Source organism: Soonwooa buanensis (genome assembly GCF_900167905.1).
Lineage (GTDB): Bacteria > Bacteroidota > Bacteroidia > Flavobacteriales > Weeksellaceae > Soonwooa > Soonwooa buanensis.
In genome coordinates, this window is the sequence record NZ_FUYZ01000005.1 from 95,767 (window position 1) to 119,162 (window position 23,396).

Below are 23,396 nucleotides of genomic sequence, written 5' to 3' on the forward strand. Positions count from 1 at the left end.
AACAAAAAAAATTGATGATTACAGACGAAACTTCCATTAAACAAGAAAAACCAGAACTCGATTTAGAAAAAACAAAACTAAAAGCCGACGAAGCTTTAGCTTTTTGTAAAGCGCAAAATTTTAATACAGATTTTTGCATTCTTATTGACATGAGCTTGCATTCCGGAGTCAAACGATTCCTCGTTTATGATTTTAAAAAGCAAGAGATAACCAATCAATATCTTGTCGGTCATGGCTGCGGCGATGCATCTTGGAGCGCCGACGAAACCAAAGATAATCCCACATTCAGCAATGTAGAGGACAGCCATCGCACGTCTTTGGGTAAGTACAAATTGGGCGCGCGTGGTTACAGCAATTGGGGCGTCAATACCAAATATTTGATGCACGGTTTGGAAGATTCCAACAGCAATGCGGTCAAACGAATTATCGTGTTCCATTCGTGGGAGAAGATGAGCGACGAAGAGGTTTTTCCGAAAGGTTCGCCTGAAGGTTGGGGCTGCCCGACGATTTCTAATAACGCATTTCGTGAAATCGATCCACAACTTAAAGCCTCCAAAAAGCCAGTTTTGATGTGGATTTACAATTAATTTAATTTTTATTTTGGCGGACAATTCGGGCTATTCAGGGGTTTCGTCTTCAGAAAGCCTCCGCTTTTCCAACGCCTTTTCTTCAGACCGCTCCTTTCAGTCGCGCCCTTACTATCCCGGCCGCGATTTCGGATTTGTTGAGGATTTCGGTTTTTTAGTTTTATTTCCATCGAAAAGCTTAGAGTCTGTTTATATTTTATTGCTAAAATTTTTATAGACAATTTGAGATGGATTTTTTGCTTCATATTTAAAGATTTATCGGGATAAATCAAAAATATGAAGTGAGAAATAGGCTCAAAGAGGCATGAAAATTTAGCAAATAAGGTTGGAACGCTTCAAAAAAAAGTTTTGGTAAAATTTTAAACAGGCTCTTATTTTTTCTATCCAAAAAGATGATAAAATTCACTAAATTTGCATCTTGTAAATTACAAAGACAAGAGTTGAGAGCCATGAACCAAGTTGAAAAACTTTAAACCTAAAACTCAAAACTCCAAAACTTGAATAAATATGACTTCACAAGAAATACGCCAGCAATTTTTAGACTTTTTCAAAAGCAAAGAGCACCTTATTGTGCCTTCTGCGCCAATTGTTTTAAAAGATGATCCTACTTTGATGTTCTCCAATTCGGGGATGACGCAGTTCAAGGATTATTTTTTAGGTTACAAAGAACCAAAAGCCTCAAGAATTGCCGATACACAAAAATGTTTAAGAGTTTCTGGAAAGCACAACGACTTAGACGATGTTGGTCGTGATACCTATCACCACACGATGTTCGAAATGTTGGGTAACTGGTCTTTTGGCGATTATTTCAAGAAAGAAGCCATCGATTGGGCTTGGGAATTGTTGACTGAAGTTTATGGAATTCCAAAGGAAAATCTTTACGTAACTATTTTTGAAGGTGATGCATCTGAAAATTTAGACAGAGATACCGAAGCTTATGATTTTTGGAAAGCTCACATTGACGAAAGTCGCATTATCAACGGAAACAAGAAAGATAATTTCTGGGAAATGGGTGCAAGTGGACCTTGTGGACCATGTTCAGAAATTCATGTTGATTTAAGAACTGACGAAGAAAAAGCAAAAGTTTCAGGTCTTGAATTGGTGAATAACGACCATCCTCAAGTTGTGGAAATTTGGAACCTCGTTTTCATGCAATACAACCGTAAAGCAGACGGAAGTTTAGAAAACCTTCCTGCAAAACACATCGATACCGGAATGGGCTTCGAGCGTCTTTGTATGGCTTTACAACACAAAGAATCGAATTATGATACTGATGTTTTCACACCTTTAATTGCTAAGGTTGAAGAACTTTCAGGGAAAAAATATACAGGAATTTTAACGGACGAAAAAGACATCGCGATTCGTGTTGTGGTTGATCATATTCGTGCAGTTTCGTTTGCGATTGCCGATGGACAGCTGCCTTCTAACAACGGAGCAGGTTATGTTATCCGCAGAATTTTAAGAAGAGGAATTTCTTATGCTTATCGTTTTTTAGGCATGAAAGAAGCTTTCCTTTATCAATTGGTTGACGTTCTTAAAAACCAAATGGGCGCAACTTTCCCAGAAATTGTGAAGCAAGAAACGTTAGTGACGGAAGTGATTAAAGAAGAAGAAATTTCTTTCTTAAGAACGATTGAAAACGGTTTGGTAAGAGTTCAGAAATTAATTGAGCAAACGATTTCAAAAGGAGAAAAAGTGCTTCCAAGTGAAGAGGTTTTCGAATTGTATGATACTTACGGTTTTCCAGATGATTTAACGAGAATTATCGCAGAAGAAAAAGGTTTGACGATTGATGAGGCAGGTTTCGAAGCTGAATTGCAAAAGCAAAAGCAACGTTCTAAAAAAGATTCGGCTGCGAAAGTTTACGATTGGGTTGTTTTAGAAGAAAAGCCAGAAACCTTTGTTGGTTACGACAAAACGGAAAATGAAGTTGTCATCACGCGTTACAGAAAAATTGAGAATAAAGACGGTGAGTTTTATCAAATCGTTTTAGACAATACACCTTTCTACCCAGAAGGTGGTGGACAAGTTGGCGATAAAGGAAGTTTGGAAAATGCAGTTGAAAACATCGAAGTTTTAGAAACTAAAAAAGAAAATAACTTGATTATTTCTTTAATTAAAGAACTTCCGAAAGATGTTTCTGCAGTTTTTTATGCGAAAGTAAATTCGGCGGACAGAAGAAATTCTCAAGCAAATCACTCGGGAACGCACTTGTTGCACGAAGCTTTGAGAGAGGTTTTGGGAACGCATGTTGAGCAAAAAGGTTCTTATGTTGGTCCAGATTATTTGCGTTTCGACTTCTCGCATTTCAGTAAAATGAATGAGGAAGAATTGGCTTTGGTTGAGGAAAAAGTAAATGCTAAAATCAAGGAAAATATTGCGCTTCAAGAGTTTAGAAATATTCCAATTCAAGAAGCTTTGGACAAAGGTGCGATGGCTTTATTTGGAGAAAAATATGGTGATAATGTCAGAATGATTCAGTTTGGAAGTTCGAAAGAACTTTGTGGTGGAACTCACGTGAAATCAACTGGCGAAATCGGACATTTCAAATTGGTTTCAGAAGCTTCTGCAGCAGCTGGAATTAGAAGAATTGAGGCTATTTCTGGCGATAAAGCACAAGAATATTATCAATCTTTAGAAAATCAAATCTCTGAGCTTTCTCAATTATTGAAATCAAAAGACGTTTTGAAATCTGTTGAGAAATTAATGGAAGAAAATCATATTTTAAAAACTGAATTAGACGCTTACAAAAAAGAAAAAGCAAAAGGCGAAATCTCCGATTGGAAAAATGCTTATGAGCAAAAAGGCGACAAACAATTATTGGTAAAGAAAACCTCTTTGGACGCTGCTTCAGTGAAAGACATTGTTTTCGAATTGAAACGTGAAATTCCAAATTCAGTAACAGTTATTATTTCGGATGCTGATGGAAAACCAATGATAACGGTTGGTGTTTCAGCAGATTTGGAAAAAACTTACCAAGCTGGTGCAATCGTAAAAGATTTAGCAAAAGAAATCCAAGGCGGCGGCGGCGGAAATCCAGGTTTCGCAACTGCAGGTGGTAAAAATCTGGATGGATTGGAAAATGCTTATCAGAAAGCATTAGGATTGTAAAAAGATTTTAAGCTTTATAATATAAAAAAGAATCGGGAGCAACAAAGTTGCTCCCGATTTTGCTTTTCAGCGAACTGAAAAACGTTAAATATAATGATGGTTTTTAGTTTTTTTTTAAGAAAAGAAAAAGTAACAGATCATTCGACTTCCAAAAGAAAACGATAAAGCAAGTAGAAGTTTTCCAATGAATTTGATTTTAAAAGTCATTTGTAAGTTGGATTGAAATACTGAAATCTATGTTAAAATAGCGTGTTCAAAGGCAGACATAGAGATTTTACAAATGAAAATTATTGTCGAATGATTGTTACAGTTTCCTTTTTCAAACAATACAAATCACCTACTTGCTTTTATTTTGCCATTCTGTATGGGAAGTAGTTAACCACTTTGTCCATAAGATTATTCATTAGTTTGTCAGTTTCATCGATTAGAGAATATTTAGAACCAGCATTCTCGTCCAATTTCCAAACCCAATCGCCAGAAGCACCGTCGAATAAGGTAATTTTGATGATACCTGATTTACTTTCTTTGTTGTTCATTTTTTGTACATAATCTCCAGCGATAACAGCGTCAACACCTAATGCTTTCGCAATTTCTTCTTTGCTCGTTGTATAAAGTGTCGACATAATGCCGCTATTTTTTAGTTTAAGATTGGTTGTGCTAATGTCTTGAAACTCAATAGAGTAACTATTTTGGTTTCTTAACAAAAATTTGTAAAGGCTTTCTTGTACTTTTTCTTCTATTTCTTTTTCGTTACGGACACGTTCTTTTTTACTGGTAATTTGTTTTTTGTTTTCACCTTCGATGTCAACAGAAAAAGGAATAATTGCTACAGTCTTATGTGCTGTGATATAATCGTCATAACGTTTTGAAAGGAAAATATTTTTGTTTTTCGACTTATCCAAACTCGTTTGTAGATCAGTACTTTTTTGGAATAATTTTCCTGAAGTAAAAGGATCTGTACCAATAATTCCATTAGTTGCAGCACCCAAAATCATGTTTCCAAGACTAGGTTTTTTCTTTTCTTCAGGTGCTTTTGTCGTCACTGTACCAGTCGACTGAACCATCATATTACCTAGATTACCTGTAGAACCTGCGATTTGGCTGATTGTTTTTGGTTTTTTAACCAAGCTATTAATTAAAGCTGGATTGTTATTTAGTGTAGTGACAATACTTGGATTAAGACTAAGAGCTAAAACAACATCTTCATTTTTAGTCAATAATTTTAAAAAATCTGGACTTGCATTAATTGTATTGATAATGTTCGGGTTAGCAATTATTAAATTTAGAACTTGAGGTTCGTCAACGACTGCATCCAATAGTTTTTCATTCATGTTTAATGAATTGATTAACTGTGGATTAGCGTTAATTGCGTTAAGGATTTGTGGATTTTTCTTAATAGCTTTGGTAACTGCCTTTGTTGGAGGCATCGCCATTTGGGCATTAACTTGTGACGCTGCTACAAGGAGAAGCGCAGAAAGTAAAATTTTTTTCATGATGTTAAGATTTGTTTGTTAGTTATTGTTGAAATAAGGGAAATTCTTGTTGAGTCTCTTGATAACATTGACAACGGTTTTTGACATGTCGTAAATTCTGGTTTTAGAATTTTCGTTGATGTATTGCCAAAGCACTTTGTCGCTATCTTTTCCGAAGACGTTAATGGTAAATTTTGATTTGTCTTTCGGATCTAATGTTGGATCAAGGATAGAAGCCGTCGTTTGCGAAAATGTCTTTTCACGCAGGCTTACCGTGTCATATTTGTGAGATAATGCATCTTTACCAAAATCAAAGAATTGTAAATCGATCATATCATTTAATAACATTTGGTTGATTTTAGAATTCACGATAACTTCGGCAACGGTTTTCTGTTCTTGCGTTAATCCTTTAGAAATTTGTGCAAACAAGTTTTTATCAATTCCTAAATTATCATTAGCATAACTTGCCATAATCTCCTGATGATCGCCTTTTACAATACCATTAAGGACTTCTTTGGTATCAGATAATCTGTACGCAAGCACTTCCAATTCTTCTGGTGTTTTATTAAGAATTGTAAAATCTTCGTCGGCTGCAATACCTAATAATTGATTAATTTTTGAACGGTTATCAATTAAAATATTTGCTGTGGCTTCGTCATTACCAAGAAGATTTGCGAGTTGGATTTTATCACCTTTTAGAAGAGACAAAATACCTTCTTTATTATTAAGTAACAAGTCCGAAGCTTTGGAAATAGCATTGTCGTTAAGCCCCGTTTTTAAACCTGAAAACCAAACTTTAAGCGTTCCTGACGGCGAATTGTCATTAAGTATATCGCCTAACAAAGTTGTTGAACTGCCGATAATTTGAGCAAATTGTCCAATCTGGCTGAAGTTAAGTTCTACACCAAAAAGATTTCTGTTTTGCTGTAATAAACCAGTGATAATATTTTGGATATTTCCGCTGTTGATATTGCTGATAAAATCTTTGTTATTACTGATGAATAGTCCAAGTTGCTGGATATCGATACCTTCTAATTTGTTTCCAAAAAGTTGAGTTCCGTTTTGTGTAAGATTATTAATAATCGATTCTTGATCAAGATCTATTAAACTGCTGATGTTGTTTTTATCCGTTAATATTGAAGCATATTTTTGGACGCCATCTGTCGATAATTTGTTACCGATAATTTGGCTACTATTTGCTAGAGCCATATTCACCAATCCAGAATAATCACCTTTGATGATTCCTCCCAAATGGTCTTTATTTTTTAAAATTAAATTGGTATAAAATGACGTTGACTCATCTCCGAAACTACCTACCAATCGCCCAACATTATTACCCAAAGCCTCTTGCCAAGCATTCGACGTATCTCCAGATGCTAGCTTGCCGATAAGCTCTTGGTTGTCAATTAAAATATTTCCGAATTCGCCCAACTGGTTTTTGTCCAGCACAGTTCCTAAAAGATTGGCATCTTTACTAAGTAAGGATGTCATCATACTTTTCGCATCGCCATTCATTGCATTTCGTAAAAAATCTTTGTTGTTGCCAAGTAGTTTTGCAAATTTCTGAATATCAACATTTTGTATTTGATCTCCGAAAATTTTCAAACCATTTTCTGTCAAATTAGTTACAATCATTTGCGTATCGCCAGATAAAAGTCCGGTGATAGCTTCTTTATTTGTAAGAAGAGAGGCGTAATTTTTTGCTTCTTCCGATGGTAAAATTTCGCCAATTAAAGAAGCATTGTTACTTAGTAAATCACTTGTGAAAGAAGTAAAATCACCACTAACAGCTTTCGCAAAAAGATCTTTATTTTTTACAATTAAATCTGTGTAAAAATTAGAAGAAGTGGTCGGCACCATTCCTGATATGGTAGAAATGTTCTTGCTTAACATATCTTGCAACAGATTAGAAGTATCGCCAGAAGCTAGTTTTACAATAATATCAGAATTGTTATTTAAGATTTCTCCAAATTTTCCCAATTGTGCTGCGTCTAGTGCTGTCCCAAGAATATTACTGTCTTTACTTAATAAAGAATTCAGCATTTTTTTTGGGTCACCATCGATAGTACTTTGGATAAATTCTCTATTATTTGCAATAAGTTTTGCAAATTTTTGTACATCCGCATTTCCTATTTGATCTCCGAAAAGCTGCGCTCCACTTTGTGTTAAAGTCGAAATAATAGATTGCGTATTACCAGACAATAAGCCTTTAACAGCTTCTTTATTGGTTAGTAAAGCGGCATATTTTTGAGCTTCACCCAGTGGAAGTTTTTCGCCAATTAAAGAAATATTATTAACTAACAAATCTGTTGTCAACGCTGTGAAATCACCCTTCAAAGCTTTACCAACTAGTTCTTTATTATTCAAAATTAAATTAGAATAAAAAGACGCATTATTACCGCCAATCATGTTGGTTACATGACCGATATTTTTGTCAAGAACATCATTTAACAAATTGCTAGTGTCACCCGTCGCTAACTTCGCAATAATACTTGCATTGTTGCTAAGAGCCGTCGTCAAAAATGAATTTTGTTCACCTGCATATTTGCTCGTAATACTTGTTACATTACTAGAAATAATATCGAACATAATCCCTTTCGTATTACCGTCAATTACATTCTGTACAACTTTAGTGTTGTTTTGTATCAACTTGACAACTTGAGGGTTAAGGTTGAGTTCGCTGCCTAATAAGCTGGCATTATTGGAAACTAAATCACTAAATAAATTTGAGGTATCACCTTTCGTAAGTTTAGTTATCGTTTTTGAATTTTTTGCTGCAATTTCTGCTACTTTTTGCCAATTACCTTCGGGAAGAAGAGATCCTGCAATCGAGGTAATTGCGGCAATATCTCCAGATTTTAATTTTTGATAAAACTCACCAGGTTTTGTAATTGCATCTATTAAAGCATTTGGATTTTTTATAAACTTAAGCGCCTGTATCCCAGGAATATTTCCTTTAAGCTGAGATATTGCTAGATCACTTAGAGCTTTAGAAAGGTTCTGCCAACCAGTTTTTTGATTATCAACTTCGAGGTCATACGTACAAATAAGTACGGCGTCGACATTTAATAATTTAGCTAAATATGATGGTGGATAATCGCCAGGATGTAAGAAGTAGCCAATATCCTGAAGAAGTTTATTGGTTATTCTTATGTCTTGTAAATAAATTTCGGATTTGTAATTATCAAATACATCCCAAAACTGTTCTTGCAACAATTTACCAATCATCTGTTGATTTTCAAATTGTTGTTCAGCAATTTCTTCGGTGTAATCTAAAGGTTTGATGTACGATATCGCCGTATTAAAAGGAATAATCGCAATCTTGACATGCTCGTCGATTTCATCTTTGAGATTCTCATCAGCGTATATAACGTCATTTTGGTTAGATTTCAGTAAGGTTGCATACTTGCTTGCAATACTAATAACTGATGTAATCTGGCCAAGTTGAGCGTTAACTAGTGTCATGGGAAATAACGTCATCCCAAACAGGAGGAGAATTGAACATTTTCTTCTCAGCATAATTTTAGTTTTTCGTTAGTTGGTTAATGGTTTTGAGTTAGACATTTATAAGTACTTAACTCAGGCGTTTCAATCTTGACGCAAAGATGTTTTATTTAAAAATTAAAACTAAATTTTACTGAGGTAGTTATAAGGTAGTTCCATCTACTACCTAGAAGAGTAGTTTATTTAACGTTTTGATTATTAATGTTTTAGCAGCTTGTTGTAGACGGTTGATTTTGTATTTGTAGACAGATTTTCAAAAGTTATTTTTTGACATTTTGGAAGATTATTAGAGATTTTATTGATAATCATGACTTAGGTTTTTGTGCTCTATTGATATTAAAATATTTGCGTTTTGTTTGCTAAAATTGGTAACCTAAAGACTTTTTAAAAAGCAATTAACTGCCATTTTACTTATCAAAATTATTTTTGTAATAGGTTGAATATTAGTCTTGTATTAATTTTTTGTTTAAAAATTCATGCATTTTAAAATAGCATTAATTGTAGCTTTTCGATGCTTGTTTTAATATTGTTGAGATAAATAACAACTTAAATAATATGAAAAAGAAAAATTTACTTTTACAACTTTGTGGAGCAATGCTTCTTGTGTCTTCTGCAATGAGTGCGCAAGAATATAGAAAGATTACACAACCCAATTCAGCGTTTCAAGATGTTAACGATAATGGCGTTGCGGTTGGTTTTGGATTAATGTATGATTGGACTACGAAGGTGGTAACTCCAAAAGAATCAGTAGTTTATAGATTGAGATCTATTAATAATAATGGCGATATGACCGCTGGTGTTACTGTTGGTGCTCAAAAAGTTGCGTCTTACAAGCTTAATGGTAGCAATTCTTGGACTTCAATACCGCTGCCGCCAAATACAATTAATTCAACTTTATATACAGAAGGGGTTCCGTATCAAATTTCAGAAAACGGAAAGTATATTGTCGGAAGTATGGGCTTATTTGACAATCAATTACAAAAAGATATTGTAATACCTTTCATATTTGATACAACAACAGGCGTGACCAGTAGAGCTTCGAATTCTGATTTTGTAGACGGAACTTTTTTAACAGTTAATAATGCTGGAGATACTGCAGGATGGATTGATATTCCGTTGACAAGTACGAGAAGAGTGCCGACTTTATATAGTAATTCGGGTGTTTTTAAGTACATCAAAAATAACAGCGGAAATTTGCCGCAGGTTATTAATAACGAAGTTAAAGCCATTAATAATAATGGGGTAGCGGTTGGACAATTTGATAATTTACCATTTATCTACGATCCTGCTACGGATACATATACGGAGTTTGCAAACCCTAATCCTACTAAATATTTTGGAGGTGCATTTTCAAGCATTTCGGAGGACGGGACTATTGTAGGAATGTGGTATACAGCAGGACAAAGTAACCGTTTTGCAACGATATATCATCCGAATTTGGGGACTACACCACTAGATCTGAAAGCATATTTAGAATCGAGAGGCGTTACAGTCCAAAGTGGTGGTACTGCTAACAATATGGGGCCAGCTTTAGCAATTTCTCCAAATGGAAAATTTATCATCGGTTTTGAAGATGGACCTGCAGTTGTTGCTTACGGATGGATTGTTAACATTCCTGAATTGGTGCTAGCTAACAATGAGGTTGAGGCCAGTAAACTGACAGTTAATGTATATCCTAATCCTGTTATTGATGACATTAATATTGACTTGAGAACTTCGAAAGCTGGCGTTGCAAAAGTCGAGCTTTATTCGCTTGATGGTAAACTTATAAAATCTGAAAATAAGAATTTATCAAACGGAATTAACCACATTAATGTTAATGTTGCTCAAGCTGCAAAAGGAACTAAGAATCTTATCTTGGTTATTAATACACCTGAAGGTAACAGGATTTCTAAAAAGTTGGTAATTAAATAATTATATATTTTGTATTGTGGAAAGCGATGGATTTTGTTCATCGCTTTTTCTATTGTTGAATATCGCCATAGACCAGCTTTCGGAATTCTAATTCCATTTTCCATGGACGCAATCCAACGCTTATGCGTCTTTTGTCAAGGTTTTTGATGTCTTTTAATTGGTCATTACCAAGACCGGTCATGATTCCGTAAGTGAAAATTCCATTAGTTTTATCTGCTGCGTCTATTAGAGTGGCATAGAGCTCTGGAGGAGCTTCTCCGTTTTTTACATAACTAAAGAAAATTGGTTTGAAATATTCTATATCTCGGAGGTGTAGTACAATTGTTGTAAAAAATTCATTTTTGTTGTCAATAGTATAGTTACCGATAAGTTTTGGGTTGAAGTAGCCATACTCTTTTAACATTGTTTTAATTCTGTTTTCATTATAATTATCAACCCTATCAAATTCTTCTTTTGACACATTTGTTAATCTAACCCGTTGATCCTCAGATTTTATTTTCAGATATTCATTTCTCAAAGCTACATTTACATTTTGTCGCCAGTTGTCTCTTATTATTTTTGAATTTTCAACAAACTGAGTCCAATTTTTATCTTGTTTTAAAACTTGAAGATGTTCATTTTCACTTATCAAATCCAAAGAATATCCATTTTCGAACAAAAAATTAAGATACTTATAAGCTTCATTATTATTGTTGCGACTAGCTTCGATGCCAGCAAGCATTTCTGGAGCGCTGAGAATTGAATTGAAGATTAGTTGACAATTTTGTTCTGCTTTTTTAAGATTGACATAAGCAGAATCAAAATTTTTTTTTAAATACTGAATTTGCGCTTTATAAACGTGCGGATAATAGTCTTCGATATAATTGCATTTTTTATTTTGAGCAAAAGAAAATAAGCAACAAACTATTAAGAATGAAGAAGTTATATTTTTCATGATTTGTTTTTCTGATAACGTTTCTATAGAATAAAATATTGTTTTATTCGAAAAGAGTACCTCAAAAACATTTATTTAATGCAATTATTTGATTTTAAATAAATTAGAGTTATTATAAAAAAAATCAAATATTTTTGGGAGAGTAGAAGTACAAGAATTTTTTATTAGCCATTTCAAAATCTGACCAATCTTCGCAATCTACTTGATAAGCTACAACACCGCAAGTTGGGAGATTTATAATTTCGTCCGTTAAATAATTTGCAAAATTCGAAATACCATTATTGTGCGAAAATATTGCGACACAGTTGCTATCTTTTGGAAGTCCGTAGATTACGTTTTCAAAATGTTGTTCTCGAGCGTTATAAAGTTGATGTTCAGTCGAAAAATTTTTGTCGAAAACTTTTGAAAATAGAGCGCAAGTATCCTGTGCTCTTTTAGCTGGACTACTAATAAAAGTATCGATGTTAACGGAGTTATTTTTTAGAAAATTCGCCATTCTTGGGGCATTTTCTTGTCCTGTTTCGGTAAGTGGGCGGTCAAAATCTTCCACGCCTTCTGGCCAGTCGCTCTTGGCATGTCTTATCAGCAAAATTGTTTTCATGTGCTTTTTTTCTTCAGAAATAAAATTAGGAAAAAAATCATTTCAAAATTTAATTAATTTGAAAATCAATCTGATATGCATAAAATTTTCTAGATCAGGAAGTCCAATTATTTGTTCAGTAATAATCAGTTATCGTTTAGCTCTGTTTTAAAGAGTCAAAAGTTAGAAAAGTTAATATAAATATGCTTTCTGAATAAAGATACTATAAAGGAAACATTGCTATAAAAAAGCGCAACCACAATTGGTTGCGCTTTCCCGTTTGTAAAATTAAATAATATAATTCGAAATGCTACTTTCTAATTATCAATTTTTGAGATTGGTCGATTCCAAATCCTTCAACTTTAACAACGTATACGCCGTTAGTAAGTTTAGAAGTGTTGATACTTTGGTTAGAACCAGATGCGATTTTGCTTTCGGATACAAGGTTGCCAACCATGTTGTAAATTTTAACAATTAAGTTGCCTTTTGCATTTTTAGTATTTATGAAAATTTGGTCTTTTGCAGGATTAGGATAGATGCTAGTATCTGTTTTAGAAGCAGTTTCGTTTGTTGCTAACTTACATTCTTGAGGAACTTCAAAGTCTTCAACTTGGTCATATAGTTCTGGATTTGGTTCATCTAGCTGATACCAGTTACCGTTTAGTCCACCAGGACTTGCATTAACACCAAGACCTCTGTTTGCGAAGACATCCCATATCAAACATTTGTTAGCACCGTTATTTATCTGCTGATCAGCTTCTATTATTGCATCTCTACCATTAATGAAGGACGGGTTACATTGCTGTAACTTCATACCATCCATCACCAATTGTAGTGTTTTAGCTGTACCACTGTTAGCGTCTGCAGTTACATCAGAATTGTAACCGTATTTATCAACCATTTTCCATGTAAGATCCCATAGCATTGTTGCCCACACAAATCCTATTGAATGTACGTCAGGCACTGTTCCAATATTAACTCCGAACATTGCAGCTGGAACCTCCATACCATTAGTTTTACCATATGTGAAATTGTTAATGCTGAAGTCCGGAGAGTATTTAGCAGGACGAATACCCGCACCTGTTGTAGGTTCACTAAGTGCATAAGTTCCGATTCCTCTAGGGATTGTTGCATTGTCAGTTGGTCTTAAGGTAAGCATTAATGCCATATAATCTGACCAACCTTCGCCCATTTGTTCATTAGAGTAGCCTGCGTTAAGACATGTCCCATCGCCTAATCCTGTTAATCTGTTAGAGATACCATGTGTATATTCATGAGAGACAATGGCGTTATCAAGACTACCATCGGGTTGAGTAATCGTTGTATAATCTTTATTAATGTTAATGTTTACTGGTATATTTTGATCTAGTTTTTGTTTTAGTTTAAGCCCAGATTCGTTGTTGATCAATGCACTGTAAACTGGTTCTTCATAAAAAGTTGGAGCATAAGAAACTACTGCATCTGCTGGGTTTGCATTGTAGAATAAAGCACCGGCTGCACCACCTGCTAAAACATATAAAGATTTGTCAGTAAAGGTACATGTGCCGCGTTTTACAAGGACGATTTTACCTGTCACATTATTAGTTAGCTCGGTACAAGCATCTTCTGGCTGTGCAACTACAAGGTCGCCAGTGACACCATTTTCTGGCCAAGATGTTATGGTCATCGGAAATTTGGTATCTGTAGCAAAATCTGCCAAGTCCGAAGGTGCATTTACATGAACACCGCTATAATATGGAGGTGTCCAAAGATACATTTGCATAACGCCTGGTGTACCTTCTGGGTAAGGTGCAAAATTAGCATTATCCAGTCCTCCGCCATCTTGTCCTTGTGCTAATATAAAATCTTTTTCTTCACCACCTTTGCCAAGGTTGTTATATTGAAAATTTCTTGCACTTTCTGTAAATCCGAATTGATACGATACATCATGAACCATGTTATTAATATAAAACAAGTTGGTTAATGCAGCATCTCTAAAAGTATATGCAGGAAGACTTCCGTCATAAGGGAAATCAAAATTACGCTCTGTTCCACCATAAGCTAATTGTGCAGGATCTACAAGTTGGTCAGTATTATCTGGGTCAGAGTAGCTCGTAACATTATTTCCTACTGTAAAATCATGCAAATCTGTAAGGTCAGCATCTCCTGTATTATTCCAACCAAGTGGCGCATAAGTTTGGTTAAATGGTTCATCAACAATTGTACGATTTCCAAAACTTGGAGATTCTACAGGTAGTTTGAAGACATTATATTTTGCAGCACTAGATTTTAGTAGGCTAGTGGTTGCTGTTTTATTCTGTGGAAATGCAAATGTTTTTTTTGCATTTTCAGAATTATAATTTTGAGCTAAAAAACTCTCACTGTCATGAAAGTGATCTTTAACAGTTGTATTGTATTGGAAAAGAATTTCAGAATTTTGAGCATCTACTAAAGTCAACCAACTATTTGAAGTTCCTTTTTCAGTAAATCTTATTTGATGTGCCAATCTAGCTTCCGTTCCTTTAATAAAATAAACTAGTTCGTCAGTTACATCGCCAACAGAATTTATTTTTAAAAGTCCTTTTTTATCATAATTATTTTTTGCGAATTTATAATCTGCTTGATTTTTAATTTTCAAACGATTAGCAGCAATAGCGAATGCACTTTCGGCACTTAGGCTAGCTTTATTACTTGCAATATTAGATGTGCTAGTAACTGAAGTTGCAAATCCGTTGGTTGCGGAAACTATTTTTTTATCCTTTATTAAAAAAGTTGCAGATTTTGCAAAAACAGGTATTCCGTTTATTTTTTGTTGCACAACTACCACATCTGCATTCATAGATTGAGAGTTGTCGATATTTCTAATTTTAAAATCGTTGATTGCAGTTGGCACTGCAGCCATTTTTTTATCAGATTTTAAATATTGTGAAATTTGATCTTCGTAAGATTGTGCGTTTCCAAAAATAAATGCGAAAACAGCTGGTAGAATTAAAAAAGCCTTTAGTTGATTTCTTTTCATAGTAACTCAGGTGTTGGTTAAAATTTTCAGTTAACTGAATAATTTAAGAATTAAAATTGTTGTTTGGTTTATTGTAATTTTTAAATATAAAATCCTTAAAATTTTATATAAACAAAAAGATATTTTGAAAATAGTATAAGATTTAGAAAATATTACTGTTTTTGTTCGGTTTTAAATATACAAACATTTGTTAATGATGCAAGAAAAATTTAAAATTTTTGTAACGTATTAGAAATCAATATATTGCGAATGATTATTGTTGAATTTAGTACGAAGAGTAGATAATTTATCTATCGAAAAACTAACTAACGTTAGTTAATTTTTTAAAATGCAGTGATTTTTTATAAATTCAATTTATGAAGAAAGTGGGTTTTTATTTACTTTATTAAAAAATAAATTATTACAATATTGTTAGAAAATGTATTGATATTTTATTAATTTAATAAATAAAAAAACGTCGACTTCTAGAAAGAAATCGACGTTGTCAGTATTGTATTTTTAAAACCTAGATTGGTTTGAATTCTAAATGTTGCTCTGCTAACAATTTTTCAGCTTGTTCTTTATAATGTCCGCTAACCAATTTATCATGGATTGCTTCAAAAGCAGCCAAAGTTTCATTAATCTCAGCGTCTGTATGAGAAGCGGTTGGGATTAATCTTAATAAAATCATCCCTTTCGGAATAACTGGATATACAACAACCGATGTGAAGATTCCGAAGTTTTCACGAAGATCTTTTACTAGAAGTGTCGCTTCAACTGGTGTACCTTGCATCATAACTGGCGTAACACAAGTGTTGGTATCACCAAGGTTAAAACCTCTTTCTGTTAATCCGTTTTGTAGTTTATATACGTTTTCCCAAAGTTTAGCTTTAATCTCTGGACGCGTTCTTAGTAATTCTAATCTTTTAAGACCACCAATAACCATCGGCATTGTCAAAGATTTAGCAAAAATCTGAGATCTTAAATTAAATTTTAAATATCTAATGATATCTTTGTTACCAGCGATAAATGCTCCAAAACCTGCCATTGACTTAGCAAATGTTGAGAAATATACATCAATCTGATCTTGACATCCTTGCTCTTCACCAGCACCAGCTCCAGTTTCACCTAAAGTCCCGAATCCGTGTGCATCGTCAACCAATAATCTGAATTGGTATTTATCTTTTAGCGCGCAAATTTCTTTTAATTTACCTTGTTGTCCTCGCATTCCGAAAACACCTTCAGTAATTACTAAAATTCCGCCACCTGTTTCTTCTGCTACTTTAGTCGCTCTTTTTAAGTTTTTTTCTAAACTTTCGATATCGTTATGCTTGTAAGTAAAACGCTTACCAGAGTGCAACCTTACACCGTCAACGATACAAGCGTGAGAATCCATATCATAGACAATAACGTCATGACGATCAACCAAAGCATCGATTGTAGAGACCATACCTTGGTAACCAAAGTTAAGTAGATAAGCCGATTCTTTTTGAACGAAATCTGCTAACTCTCTTTCCAATTGTAAGTGTTGGTCAGTTTCTCCAGACATTGCACGTGCGCCCATTGGGTAGAACATGCCGTATTCTGCTGCTGCTTTTGCATCTGCAGCGATAACTTCTGGATGATTACAAAGCCCTAAATAATCGTTGGCACTCCAAAAGATAACTTCTTTACCTTGGAACTGCATTCTTGGTCCGATTGGTCCTTCTAATCTAGGGAATATAAAATAACCTTCGCCATAATCTGCAAATTGTCCTAATGGTCCAGGGTTTTGTTTAATTCTGTCAAAAATATCCATGTACTATTTCTTTATAAAAAATAAGCTCCCGATAAAAACCGGGAGTATTTTTATTTAATTATTTCTGTTTTAAAAACTTCTTCGTAATTGTGAAAGCAATTGTTGACAAAACCTTGCTCTGCCATCCATTTGTCACTATACACTTTAGTAATGTAACGAGAACCGTGGTCTGGGAAAATCACAACAACAACATCAGTCTCTTTAAGAGGATTGATATTAGTATATTGTATTAATCCTTGCACCGCAGCACCAGTTGTGTAACCGCCCATGATTGCTTCTTTAAGAGCAATTTCTCTTGTGCGGTAAGCACTCATCTCATCATTAACTTTGATAAAACGATCCACTTTTTCAAATAAAAGTGCAGAAGGAATTAAGTTTTTCCCCATGCCTTCAATCTGATAAGGATGAATCTGAGTTTTATCTATTTTACCTGTCTCATGATAAGTTTTAAGAATAGAACCATCAGCATCAACACCAATAATTTGGATGTCTGGATTTTGTTCTTTCAAATACTTAGCCGATCCAGTTAATGTTCCGCCAGTACCAGTACAAGCCACAAGATGAGTTATTTTACCTTGTGTTTGTTCCCAAATTTCGGGACCAGTTGTCTGGTAGTGCGCATCAATATTTAATTCATTAAAATATTGATTGATATAGATTGAATTAGGCGTTTCGCTAGCAATACGCTTAGCGACTTCGTAATAAGATCGAGGATCGTCGGCTGCTACGTTAGCTGGACAAACGAAAACTGTTGCTCCTAAAGCTTTTAGGTAGGCGATTTTTTCAGGTTTTGTTTTGTCACTTACAGCCAGGATACATTTGTAACCTTTGATAATACACACCATTGCTAGAGAGAAACCCGTATTGCCCGAAGTAGTTTCTACAACGACAGAGTCAGGCTTCAATAGTCCTTTCTTTTCGGCACTTTCTATAATATGAAGCGCTATTCTATCTTTGGTAGAATGTCCAGGGTTATAAGATTCCAACTTAGCGTATACAGTCGCAGGAATGTCCTTTGTAACTTGATTTAATTTTATAAGGGGAGTATTCCCAATTAAACCAAGAATGTTATCGTATACATTAGTCATTATTTAACATTTTTCTCACTAAAAAACTGTTTGCAAAAATACAAAAAAAATAATAGCGAAGTTAGTCTTTATCACTAAAAAATATCAGCTATTGCTTTTTCATGGTTTTTTAAAGTATTATCAAACTTTCAAATATTGCGCCAAAAATTAAAATTCTGTTAAAAGACGAATGAAAATCAGTTAAAAGTCTTATTTTCGCACTAATTTGTGTAAAATATGAAGAATTGGACTTTTAAACAATGGAATACCATCTTGGGTTGGGTTGTTTTTGGCATTGCTTTAATCACGTATTTATCAACGATGGAGCGTCGTCTCAGCTTTTGGGATTGCGGAGAATATATTTCTTCCGCAGTTAAACTGGAAGTAACGCACGCGCCTGGTGCAGCTTTATTTCAATTAATTGGAGCTGTATTTGCGATGTTTGCGTTAGGTAATTCCGAGAACTATGCTTTAGTAATTAATGCTTTGTCGGCAATTTGTAGTGCGTTCACCATTTTATTTTTGTTTTGGACGATTACACATTTCACAAGAAGATTATTTAATAAAGAATATTCGGATCTTTCGGTAACCGAGCAAATTGGCGTATTGTTTTCTGGAGCTATTGGTGCTTTAGCTTTCACATTTTCTGATACATTTTGGTACTCAGCGGTTGAAGGCGAAGTATATGCGATGGCAACCATGTTTATTGCATTATTACTTTGGTTAAGTACTAAATGGGAGAACGAATATCATGACCGTGGCAGTGAGCGTTGGATTATCCTAATTTTCTTTATAGTAGGACTTTCTGTTGGGGTACACATGATGTGTATGTTGGCATTGCCAGCAGCTTGTTTTGTGTATTATGCTCGTAATTATAAATTCACTTGGAAGAATTTTATCATCGCAAATCTTGTTACCTTATTAATATTAGGTGTTGTTTTTAAAGGTATTTTCCCTTTGATCATGACTTTATTTGGTAAGAGTGAAATCTTCTTCGTTAACGGAATGGGACTTCCTTTCAATAGTGGGACGATTTTCGCTTTTGCAGTTTTGGTTTTGATTTGTTATTTCTTAATCAATTATTCAAGAAAAATAGGGAAGTCGCTGTATCAAACGATTGCTTTGTCGATTGTATATATGGTGATTGGTTTCTCTTGTTGGATGGTGATTCCGATTCGTGCCAACGCAAATCCTCCTATGAACCTGAATGATCCTGATAACGCAATTGGGATGTTAGATTACTATAATCGTGTGCAGTACGGTGATTGGCCTACAATGTATGGTCAAAATTATACAGCATATCTAGATTACAACGGAATTCTTAAAAACGAAGACGGAAGTTTTAAAACTGACAAAACTGGTGATATTTACGAAAAAGATGAAAAATCTGGACGTTATCGTGTGGTTGGTGAGCGTTTTAATTATGTTTTTAATCCTGCGCAAGTTAGCTTCCTACCGAGAATGTTCAGTGAAGATAAAAGCGTTATTGCTAATTACATGTCGATGTATGGTGCGCCAGATTTTACATTTAATTATGATAACGAGGACGCTGCAAATAGCCAAGAAGCACAACAATATTTCGATGGTTTAAGAAAGAAATTCGAGAACGGAAGTTTAAAATATAGCGATTATAACGAGGCTAAACAGTTTGAATTAATTAATGTTCAGCGTCCAAGTTTAGCACAAAATTTAGATTATTTTATCACATTTCAAAACTATTATTATTTCGTTCGATATCTACTTTGGAACTTCTCAGGAAGACAAAATGACCTTGAAGGAAATATGCAAAACACGAATGGTAACTTCATAACAGGGATTTCTTTTATTGATAATAATCTTTGGGGTAATCAAAATGATATGCCTGCGAAATTCCGAAATACAAGTACAGTTTACTTTTTCATGTTGCCGTTATTACTAGGATTGTTAGGATTCTTCTTCCAACTTAATAGAGATTTTGGAAGATTTTATGCCATTTTATCCTTATTTATATTGACGAGTGTCGCGATTGTTTTCTACACAGGTGTTAAACCTTTCGAAGTTAGAGAACGTGACTATGCGATGGTTGGCGCTTTCTATGCCTTTGCGATTTGGATTGGTTTGGGAGCAGCAACGGTTTTCCATTTTGTACAACGAAAAGCGGATAGCAAAAATGTAAACTGGGCTCTAGGTGCGGTATTAATTGCAATTCCGTTAATGATGGGCTTCCAGAATTATAATTCGCATGACAGAAGTAAAAGAAGTGCGGCCTACGATTATTCTTATTCTTCTATTAAATCTTTACAGAAAAATGCATTATTGTTTGTATTTGGAGATAATGATACTTACCCAGTTTGGGGATTACAAGAAACGGAAGAGATGCGTCCAGATGTTAAAATCGTAAACTTTACATTGTTAGCAACGCCTTGGTATCTTGACCAAATGAAGCGTAAAACTTACGAAGCTGCGCCAGTTCCTTCAACATTTGTACACGAAGATTATAGAGATGGCGCGAATGACCAAGTCTATATGATGACCAAAAAAGATTGGGAGAATATTTTTGCTAATCTACACCAAGCGGGTGCGCCAGAAACGGAGTTTGCTGAATATAGAAAATTCTTAACGCAAGACTCGATGACGGTTAAAGAAGCAGTTAATTTCTTAAAGCAAAAATCTGAAAATAAAACCGAAATCTTAAAAATGATTTTCGGTGAAAATAGCAAAACAGAACGTTTTAATTTTATCCCAGTTTCTAAATTTGTATTGCCAGTTAATATTAATAATGCTGTTAAATCTGGTATTATTACTGCGGCTGAAGCGCCTTTAGCTGAAAAATCAATTACGATTAATTACAAGAAAAATAGCATGTTCAAAAACAATTTGATGTTGTTGGATATTCTTGCAAACTTTGATTGGAAACGCCCGCTTAACTTCTCAAATGGTGGCGTGTACGATTCTGAAAACGTATTCTTCCTTCAAGATTATCTTCAGTTGGATGGTTTCAGTTATCGTTTGGTTCCGATCAAAACGCCAGAATCTGACTCTGGTGAAATGGGAAGAGTTAATGCTGAGCAGATGTATAATGTTGTTAAAAATTATAAATGGGGTAATTTCAAAGATCTGAATGTTCATTTTGATGTTGCTGCATTAGAAAATATTTTAGGTTACAGATTGTCGACAAGTCGTGCTGCTGTTGCTTTGGCGCAAACTGGTCAAAAAGCAAAAGCCATCGAATTACTTAATCTTATTAGTAAAGAAATTCCTGAGTCAAAATACAATGATCCACGTTCTGTAAGTGCAATTGCTTATGCATACATTGTTGCTGGTGACGAACAGAAAGGTCTTAAAATGGCGGAGGCTATTAAGAAAGATATCTTTAAAGAATACGATTATTATTTAGGTTTAACGCCTCAGTTCCAAGCTTATTCGGCTAGACAAATGGGAGCAAAACCAATGGAATATGCGTATTTAGTGAATTCTATTTCGGAAGCTTATAATGTGATAGGTCAAAAAGACAAAGGTTATCAATACACGGTTAATGCTGTTTCAGTTATTGATAAACGATTTGATGCTTTTGTAAAAGAGTTACAAATGTTAGGAAAGGAGAAAGCTTTTAATAGATTGGACGAATCTCATAACATTACAAACTTCTATCAATATCTATTTGATGTGACCAATAAGTATGACACAACTTACGCCACAGAAAAAGAAGCACAAGTGACACAAGCTTTGATGAAAGTCGCGCAATAAAATTTATTGAAAATTAAAATAAATACAGGTCTTAAGTTTTCTTGAGGCCTGTTATTATAAAACACAAACAATGAATAAAAAATTACCCATTTATGCTTGTATCGCCATCGTGTTGATCAAGTTTTTGTTTCTTTTGACGCATCATATTCAGGAGGACGCGTTGATCACTTGGCGTGTCGCTCAGAATCTTTTGGACTACGGCGTTATAGGTTTTAATGGCGACGAAAAAATCTCATCTTCTACGACGCATACTTATGTTTTCGTCTCTTATTTTTTCAATTTGATTTTTGGGAAGGCGTATTTTATGTATCCGCTTCTCATTTTTAATTCAGTTTTGTTTACAATAGGAAGTTATTTTCTATCGAAAATGTTGTTAAAAGAATATTGGCAACAAGCGGTTTTTATTGTACTGTTTGGGATTTTGCCACCGTCGATTAAGATTTCAATTCTTGGGATGGAATATGGTATTCTTTTCTTTTTAGAAATGTCTTTGCTGTATTATGGATTTTATCAAAAAAAGAACTGGGCGTTATTGCTTTTTTCGCCGCTGATTTTGTTTACAAGGATTGATACGGTTATCTTTTTAGGAATCGTTTTTATAGTTGATTTAATTTGGAACAAAAAAATAAATTGGCGTTACATTTTAGGCGGAATAATCGGTGTTGGCGTTGTGTTAGCCTTTAACTGGTTTTACTTTGGAGAAGTTGTCAACAATACGATTACTGCGAAAAAATTGGCTTACGATAAAGAATTTTCAACGAGTCTTAGTTGGAAGTATTTCTTGATTAATTACGGCAACTATTGGGGAATGTTAAAGATGACGGCTAACTTTAATCCTTACACGATTTTGGTGTTGTTATTTGAGTTGTGCGCTTTCATTTATTTAGTGACAAAAAAGAATTCTCGTAACATTTTTTTGTGGATTATTTTTCTTTTTGCTTGGGCTAAACAAATTATTTTTATCTCTCAAAAATCTTATTTCGATTGGTATTATTGGGTGCCACAGATTTTGTTATTTGCGGTGATTATTGTATTTATTTTAGAACAAAAAACAAAACGAAATCTTTGGATGGCTTTGTTGCTTTTATTTTACATTGTTCCGATGCTTGCTTATCAAACCATACATTCTATCGCAACAGGAAATGGCGAATGGAATTACAGACGAAGCATTGGATTATTTTTGGACAAGTATGAAAAAGATAAAAACCAATGGATTTTCCTAGAGCCAGCTGGTTTTGTTCCTTATTATTCGCATCTTAAAACCATTGACGAAGTTGGTTTGGTTGATCGTGGCGTACAAACCGAAATGATAAAAGATAAAAAGAATTTTTGGTTTAATACCATTAAAAATAGACAACCAAAATATATTTTGGCTTACAAAGATATTTATCAAGATCCTGAATCTGAGTATTATAGACAGCATTATAAACTTTTAAAAGAGTTTAGAATTAAAGATCATCTTAAAAGTGATAATCCAATTTTGGAAAAAATTTATAAACTAAAACCTTCTGGTAGAGATTATAATTTGTACGAAAGAATTAAATAGTAATTGCGATTTATGAATTATGAATTATGAATTATGAATTATGAATTATGAATTATGAATTATGAATTATGAATTATGAATTATGAATTATGAATTATGAATTATGAATTATGAATTATGAATTATGAATTATGAATTAATTTTGTAAAACCTAAAACCTAAAACCTAAAACCTAAAACC

The 23,396-nt window shown here is 34.1% G+C and carries 12 protein-coding genes; 5 read left to right on the plus strand and 7 right to left on the minus strand.

Annotated elements, in window-relative coordinates; all coding sequences use genetic code 11:
• The first annotated feature begins 14 nt into the window (after positions 1-14).
• Positions 15-587: a murein L,D-transpeptidase catalytic domain-containing protein gene (locus B5X62_RS08605; protein WP_245797175.1), complete on the plus strand. Its 573-nt coding sequence runs from the start codon at positions 15-17 to the stop codon at positions 585-587.
• Positions 588-1,094: 507 nt separating this feature from the next.
• Positions 1,095-3,698 carry an alanine--tRNA ligase gene (gene alaS / locus B5X62_RS08615; protein ID WP_079667028.1) on the plus strand — a complete coding sequence of 868 codons (2,604 nt, stop codon included), beginning with the start codon at positions 1,095-1,097 and terminating at the stop codon, positions 3,696-3,698.
• Positions 3,699-4,045: 347 nt separating this feature from the next.
• On the opposite strand, the gene B5X62_RS08620 is transcribed toward alaS, so the two are convergent.
• Entirely contained in the window at positions 4,046-5,191 is a 1,146-nt protein-coding gene (locus B5X62_RS08620) for a hypothetical protein (protein WP_079667029.1), read from the minus strand.
• A gap of 18 nt (positions 5,192-5,209) precedes the next feature.
• Entirely contained in the window at positions 5,210-8,689 is a 3,480-nt protein-coding gene (locus B5X62_RS08625) for a hypothetical protein (RefSeq protein ID WP_144038341.1), read from the minus strand.
• A 540-nt stretch (positions 8,690-9,229) separates the two neighbouring features.
• Here B5X62_RS08625 and B5X62_RS08630 point away from each other — a divergent pair.
• Positions 9,230-10,588, plus strand: a complete 1,359-nt coding sequence (locus tag B5X62_RS08630) for a T9SS type A sorting domain-containing protein (RefSeq protein ID WP_079667031.1) — start codon at positions 9,230-9,232, stop codon at positions 10,586-10,588.
• Between the two features lie 49 nt (positions 10,589-10,637).
• Here the strand turns inward: B5X62_RS08630 and B5X62_RS08635 are convergent, their stop codons facing one another.
• The 5 genes from B5X62_RS08635 to B5X62_RS08655 form a co-directional block, all read right to left on the minus strand.
• Positions 10,638-11,522, minus strand: a complete 885-nt coding sequence (locus B5X62_RS08635; RefSeq protein WP_079667032.1) for a hypothetical protein — start codon at positions 11,520-11,522, stop codon at positions 10,638-10,640.
• A gap of 124 nt (positions 11,523-11,646) precedes the next feature.
• Positions 11,647-12,123 (minus strand): SixA phosphatase family protein, encoded by a 477-nt coding sequence (locus B5X62_RS08640; protein ID WP_079667033.1) that lies wholly within the window; start codon positions 12,121-12,123, stop codon positions 11,647-11,649.
• A gap of 289 nt (positions 12,124-12,412) precedes the next feature.
• The gene (locus B5X62_RS08645; RefSeq protein WP_079667034.1) at positions 12,413-15,100 is read right to left on the minus strand and encodes a T9SS-dependent M36 family metallopeptidase; all 2,688 of its coding nucleotides are present in this window, start codon (positions 15,098-15,100) and stop codon (positions 12,413-12,415) included.
• Between the two features lie 505 nt (positions 15,101-15,605).
• Positions 15,606-16,877, minus strand: coding sequence for an aminotransferase class I/II-fold pyridoxal phosphate-dependent enzyme (locus tag B5X62_RS08650; protein ID WP_079667035.1), 1,272 nt, complete (start codon positions 16,875-16,877; stop codon positions 15,606-15,608).
• 50 nt (positions 16,878-16,927) lie between these two features.
• Positions 16,928-17,965, minus strand: coding sequence for a PLP-dependent cysteine synthase family protein (locus B5X62_RS08655; RefSeq protein WP_079667036.1), 1,038 nt, complete (start codon positions 17,963-17,965; stop codon positions 16,928-16,930).
• Between the two features lie 216 nt (positions 17,966-18,181).
• Here B5X62_RS08655 and B5X62_RS08660 point away from each other — a divergent pair, with 216 nt between their 5' ends.
• Complete coding sequence (locus B5X62_RS08660; protein WP_079667037.1) at positions 18,182-21,670, plus strand: glycosyltransferase family 117 protein; 3,489 nt, start codon at positions 18,182-18,184, stop codon at positions 21,668-21,670.
• A 70-nt stretch (positions 21,671-21,740) separates the two neighbouring features.
• The gene (locus B5X62_RS08665) at positions 21,741-23,216 is read left to right on the plus strand and encodes a hypothetical protein (protein WP_079667038.1); all 1,476 of its coding nucleotides are present in this window, start codon (positions 21,741-21,743) and stop codon (positions 23,214-23,216) included.
• Positions 23,217-23,396: the final 180 nt, after the last annotated feature.

Coding starts and splice junctions, on each gene's coding strand:
- B5X62_RS08605 (WP_245797175.1), top strand. CDS start 15: ATGATTACAGACGAAACTTCCATTAAACAAGAAAAACCAGAACTCGAT.
- alaS (WP_079667028.1), top strand. CDS start 1,095: ATGACTTCACAAGAAATACGCCAGCAATTTTTAGACTTTTTCAAAAGC.
- B5X62_RS08620 (WP_079667029.1), bottom strand. CDS start 5,191: ATGAAAAAAATTTTACTTTCTGCGCTTCTCCTTGTAGCAGCGTCACAA.
- B5X62_RS08625 (WP_144038341.1), bottom strand. CDS start 8,689: ATGCTGAGAAGAAAATGTTCAATTCTCCTCCTGTTTGGGATGACGTTA.
- B5X62_RS08630 (WP_079667031.1), top strand. CDS start 9,230: ATGAAAAAGAAAAATTTACTTTTACAACTTTGTGGAGCAATGCTTCTT.
- B5X62_RS08635 (WP_079667032.1), bottom strand. CDS start 11,522: ATGAAAAATATAACTTCTTCATTCTTAATAGTTTGTTGCTTATTTTCT.
- B5X62_RS08640 (WP_079667033.1), bottom strand. CDS start 12,123: ATGAAAACAATTTTGCTGATAAGACATGCCAAGAGCGACTGGCCAGAA.
- B5X62_RS08645 (WP_079667034.1), bottom strand. CDS start 15,100: ATGAAAAGAAATCAACTAAAGGCTTTTTTAATTCTACCAGCTGTTTTC.
- B5X62_RS08650 (WP_079667035.1), bottom strand. CDS start 16,877: ATGGATATTTTTGACAGAATTAAACAAAACCCTGGACCATTAGGACAA.
- B5X62_RS08655 (WP_079667036.1), bottom strand. CDS start 17,965: ATGACTAATGTATACGATAACATTCTTGGTTTAATTGGGAATACTCCC.
- B5X62_RS08660 (WP_079667037.1), top strand. CDS start 18,182: ATGAAGAATTGGACTTTTAAACAATGGAATACCATCTTGGGTTGGGTT.
- B5X62_RS08665 (WP_079667038.1), top strand. CDS start 21,741: ATGAATAAAAAATTACCCATTTATGCTTGTATCGCCATCGTGTTGATC.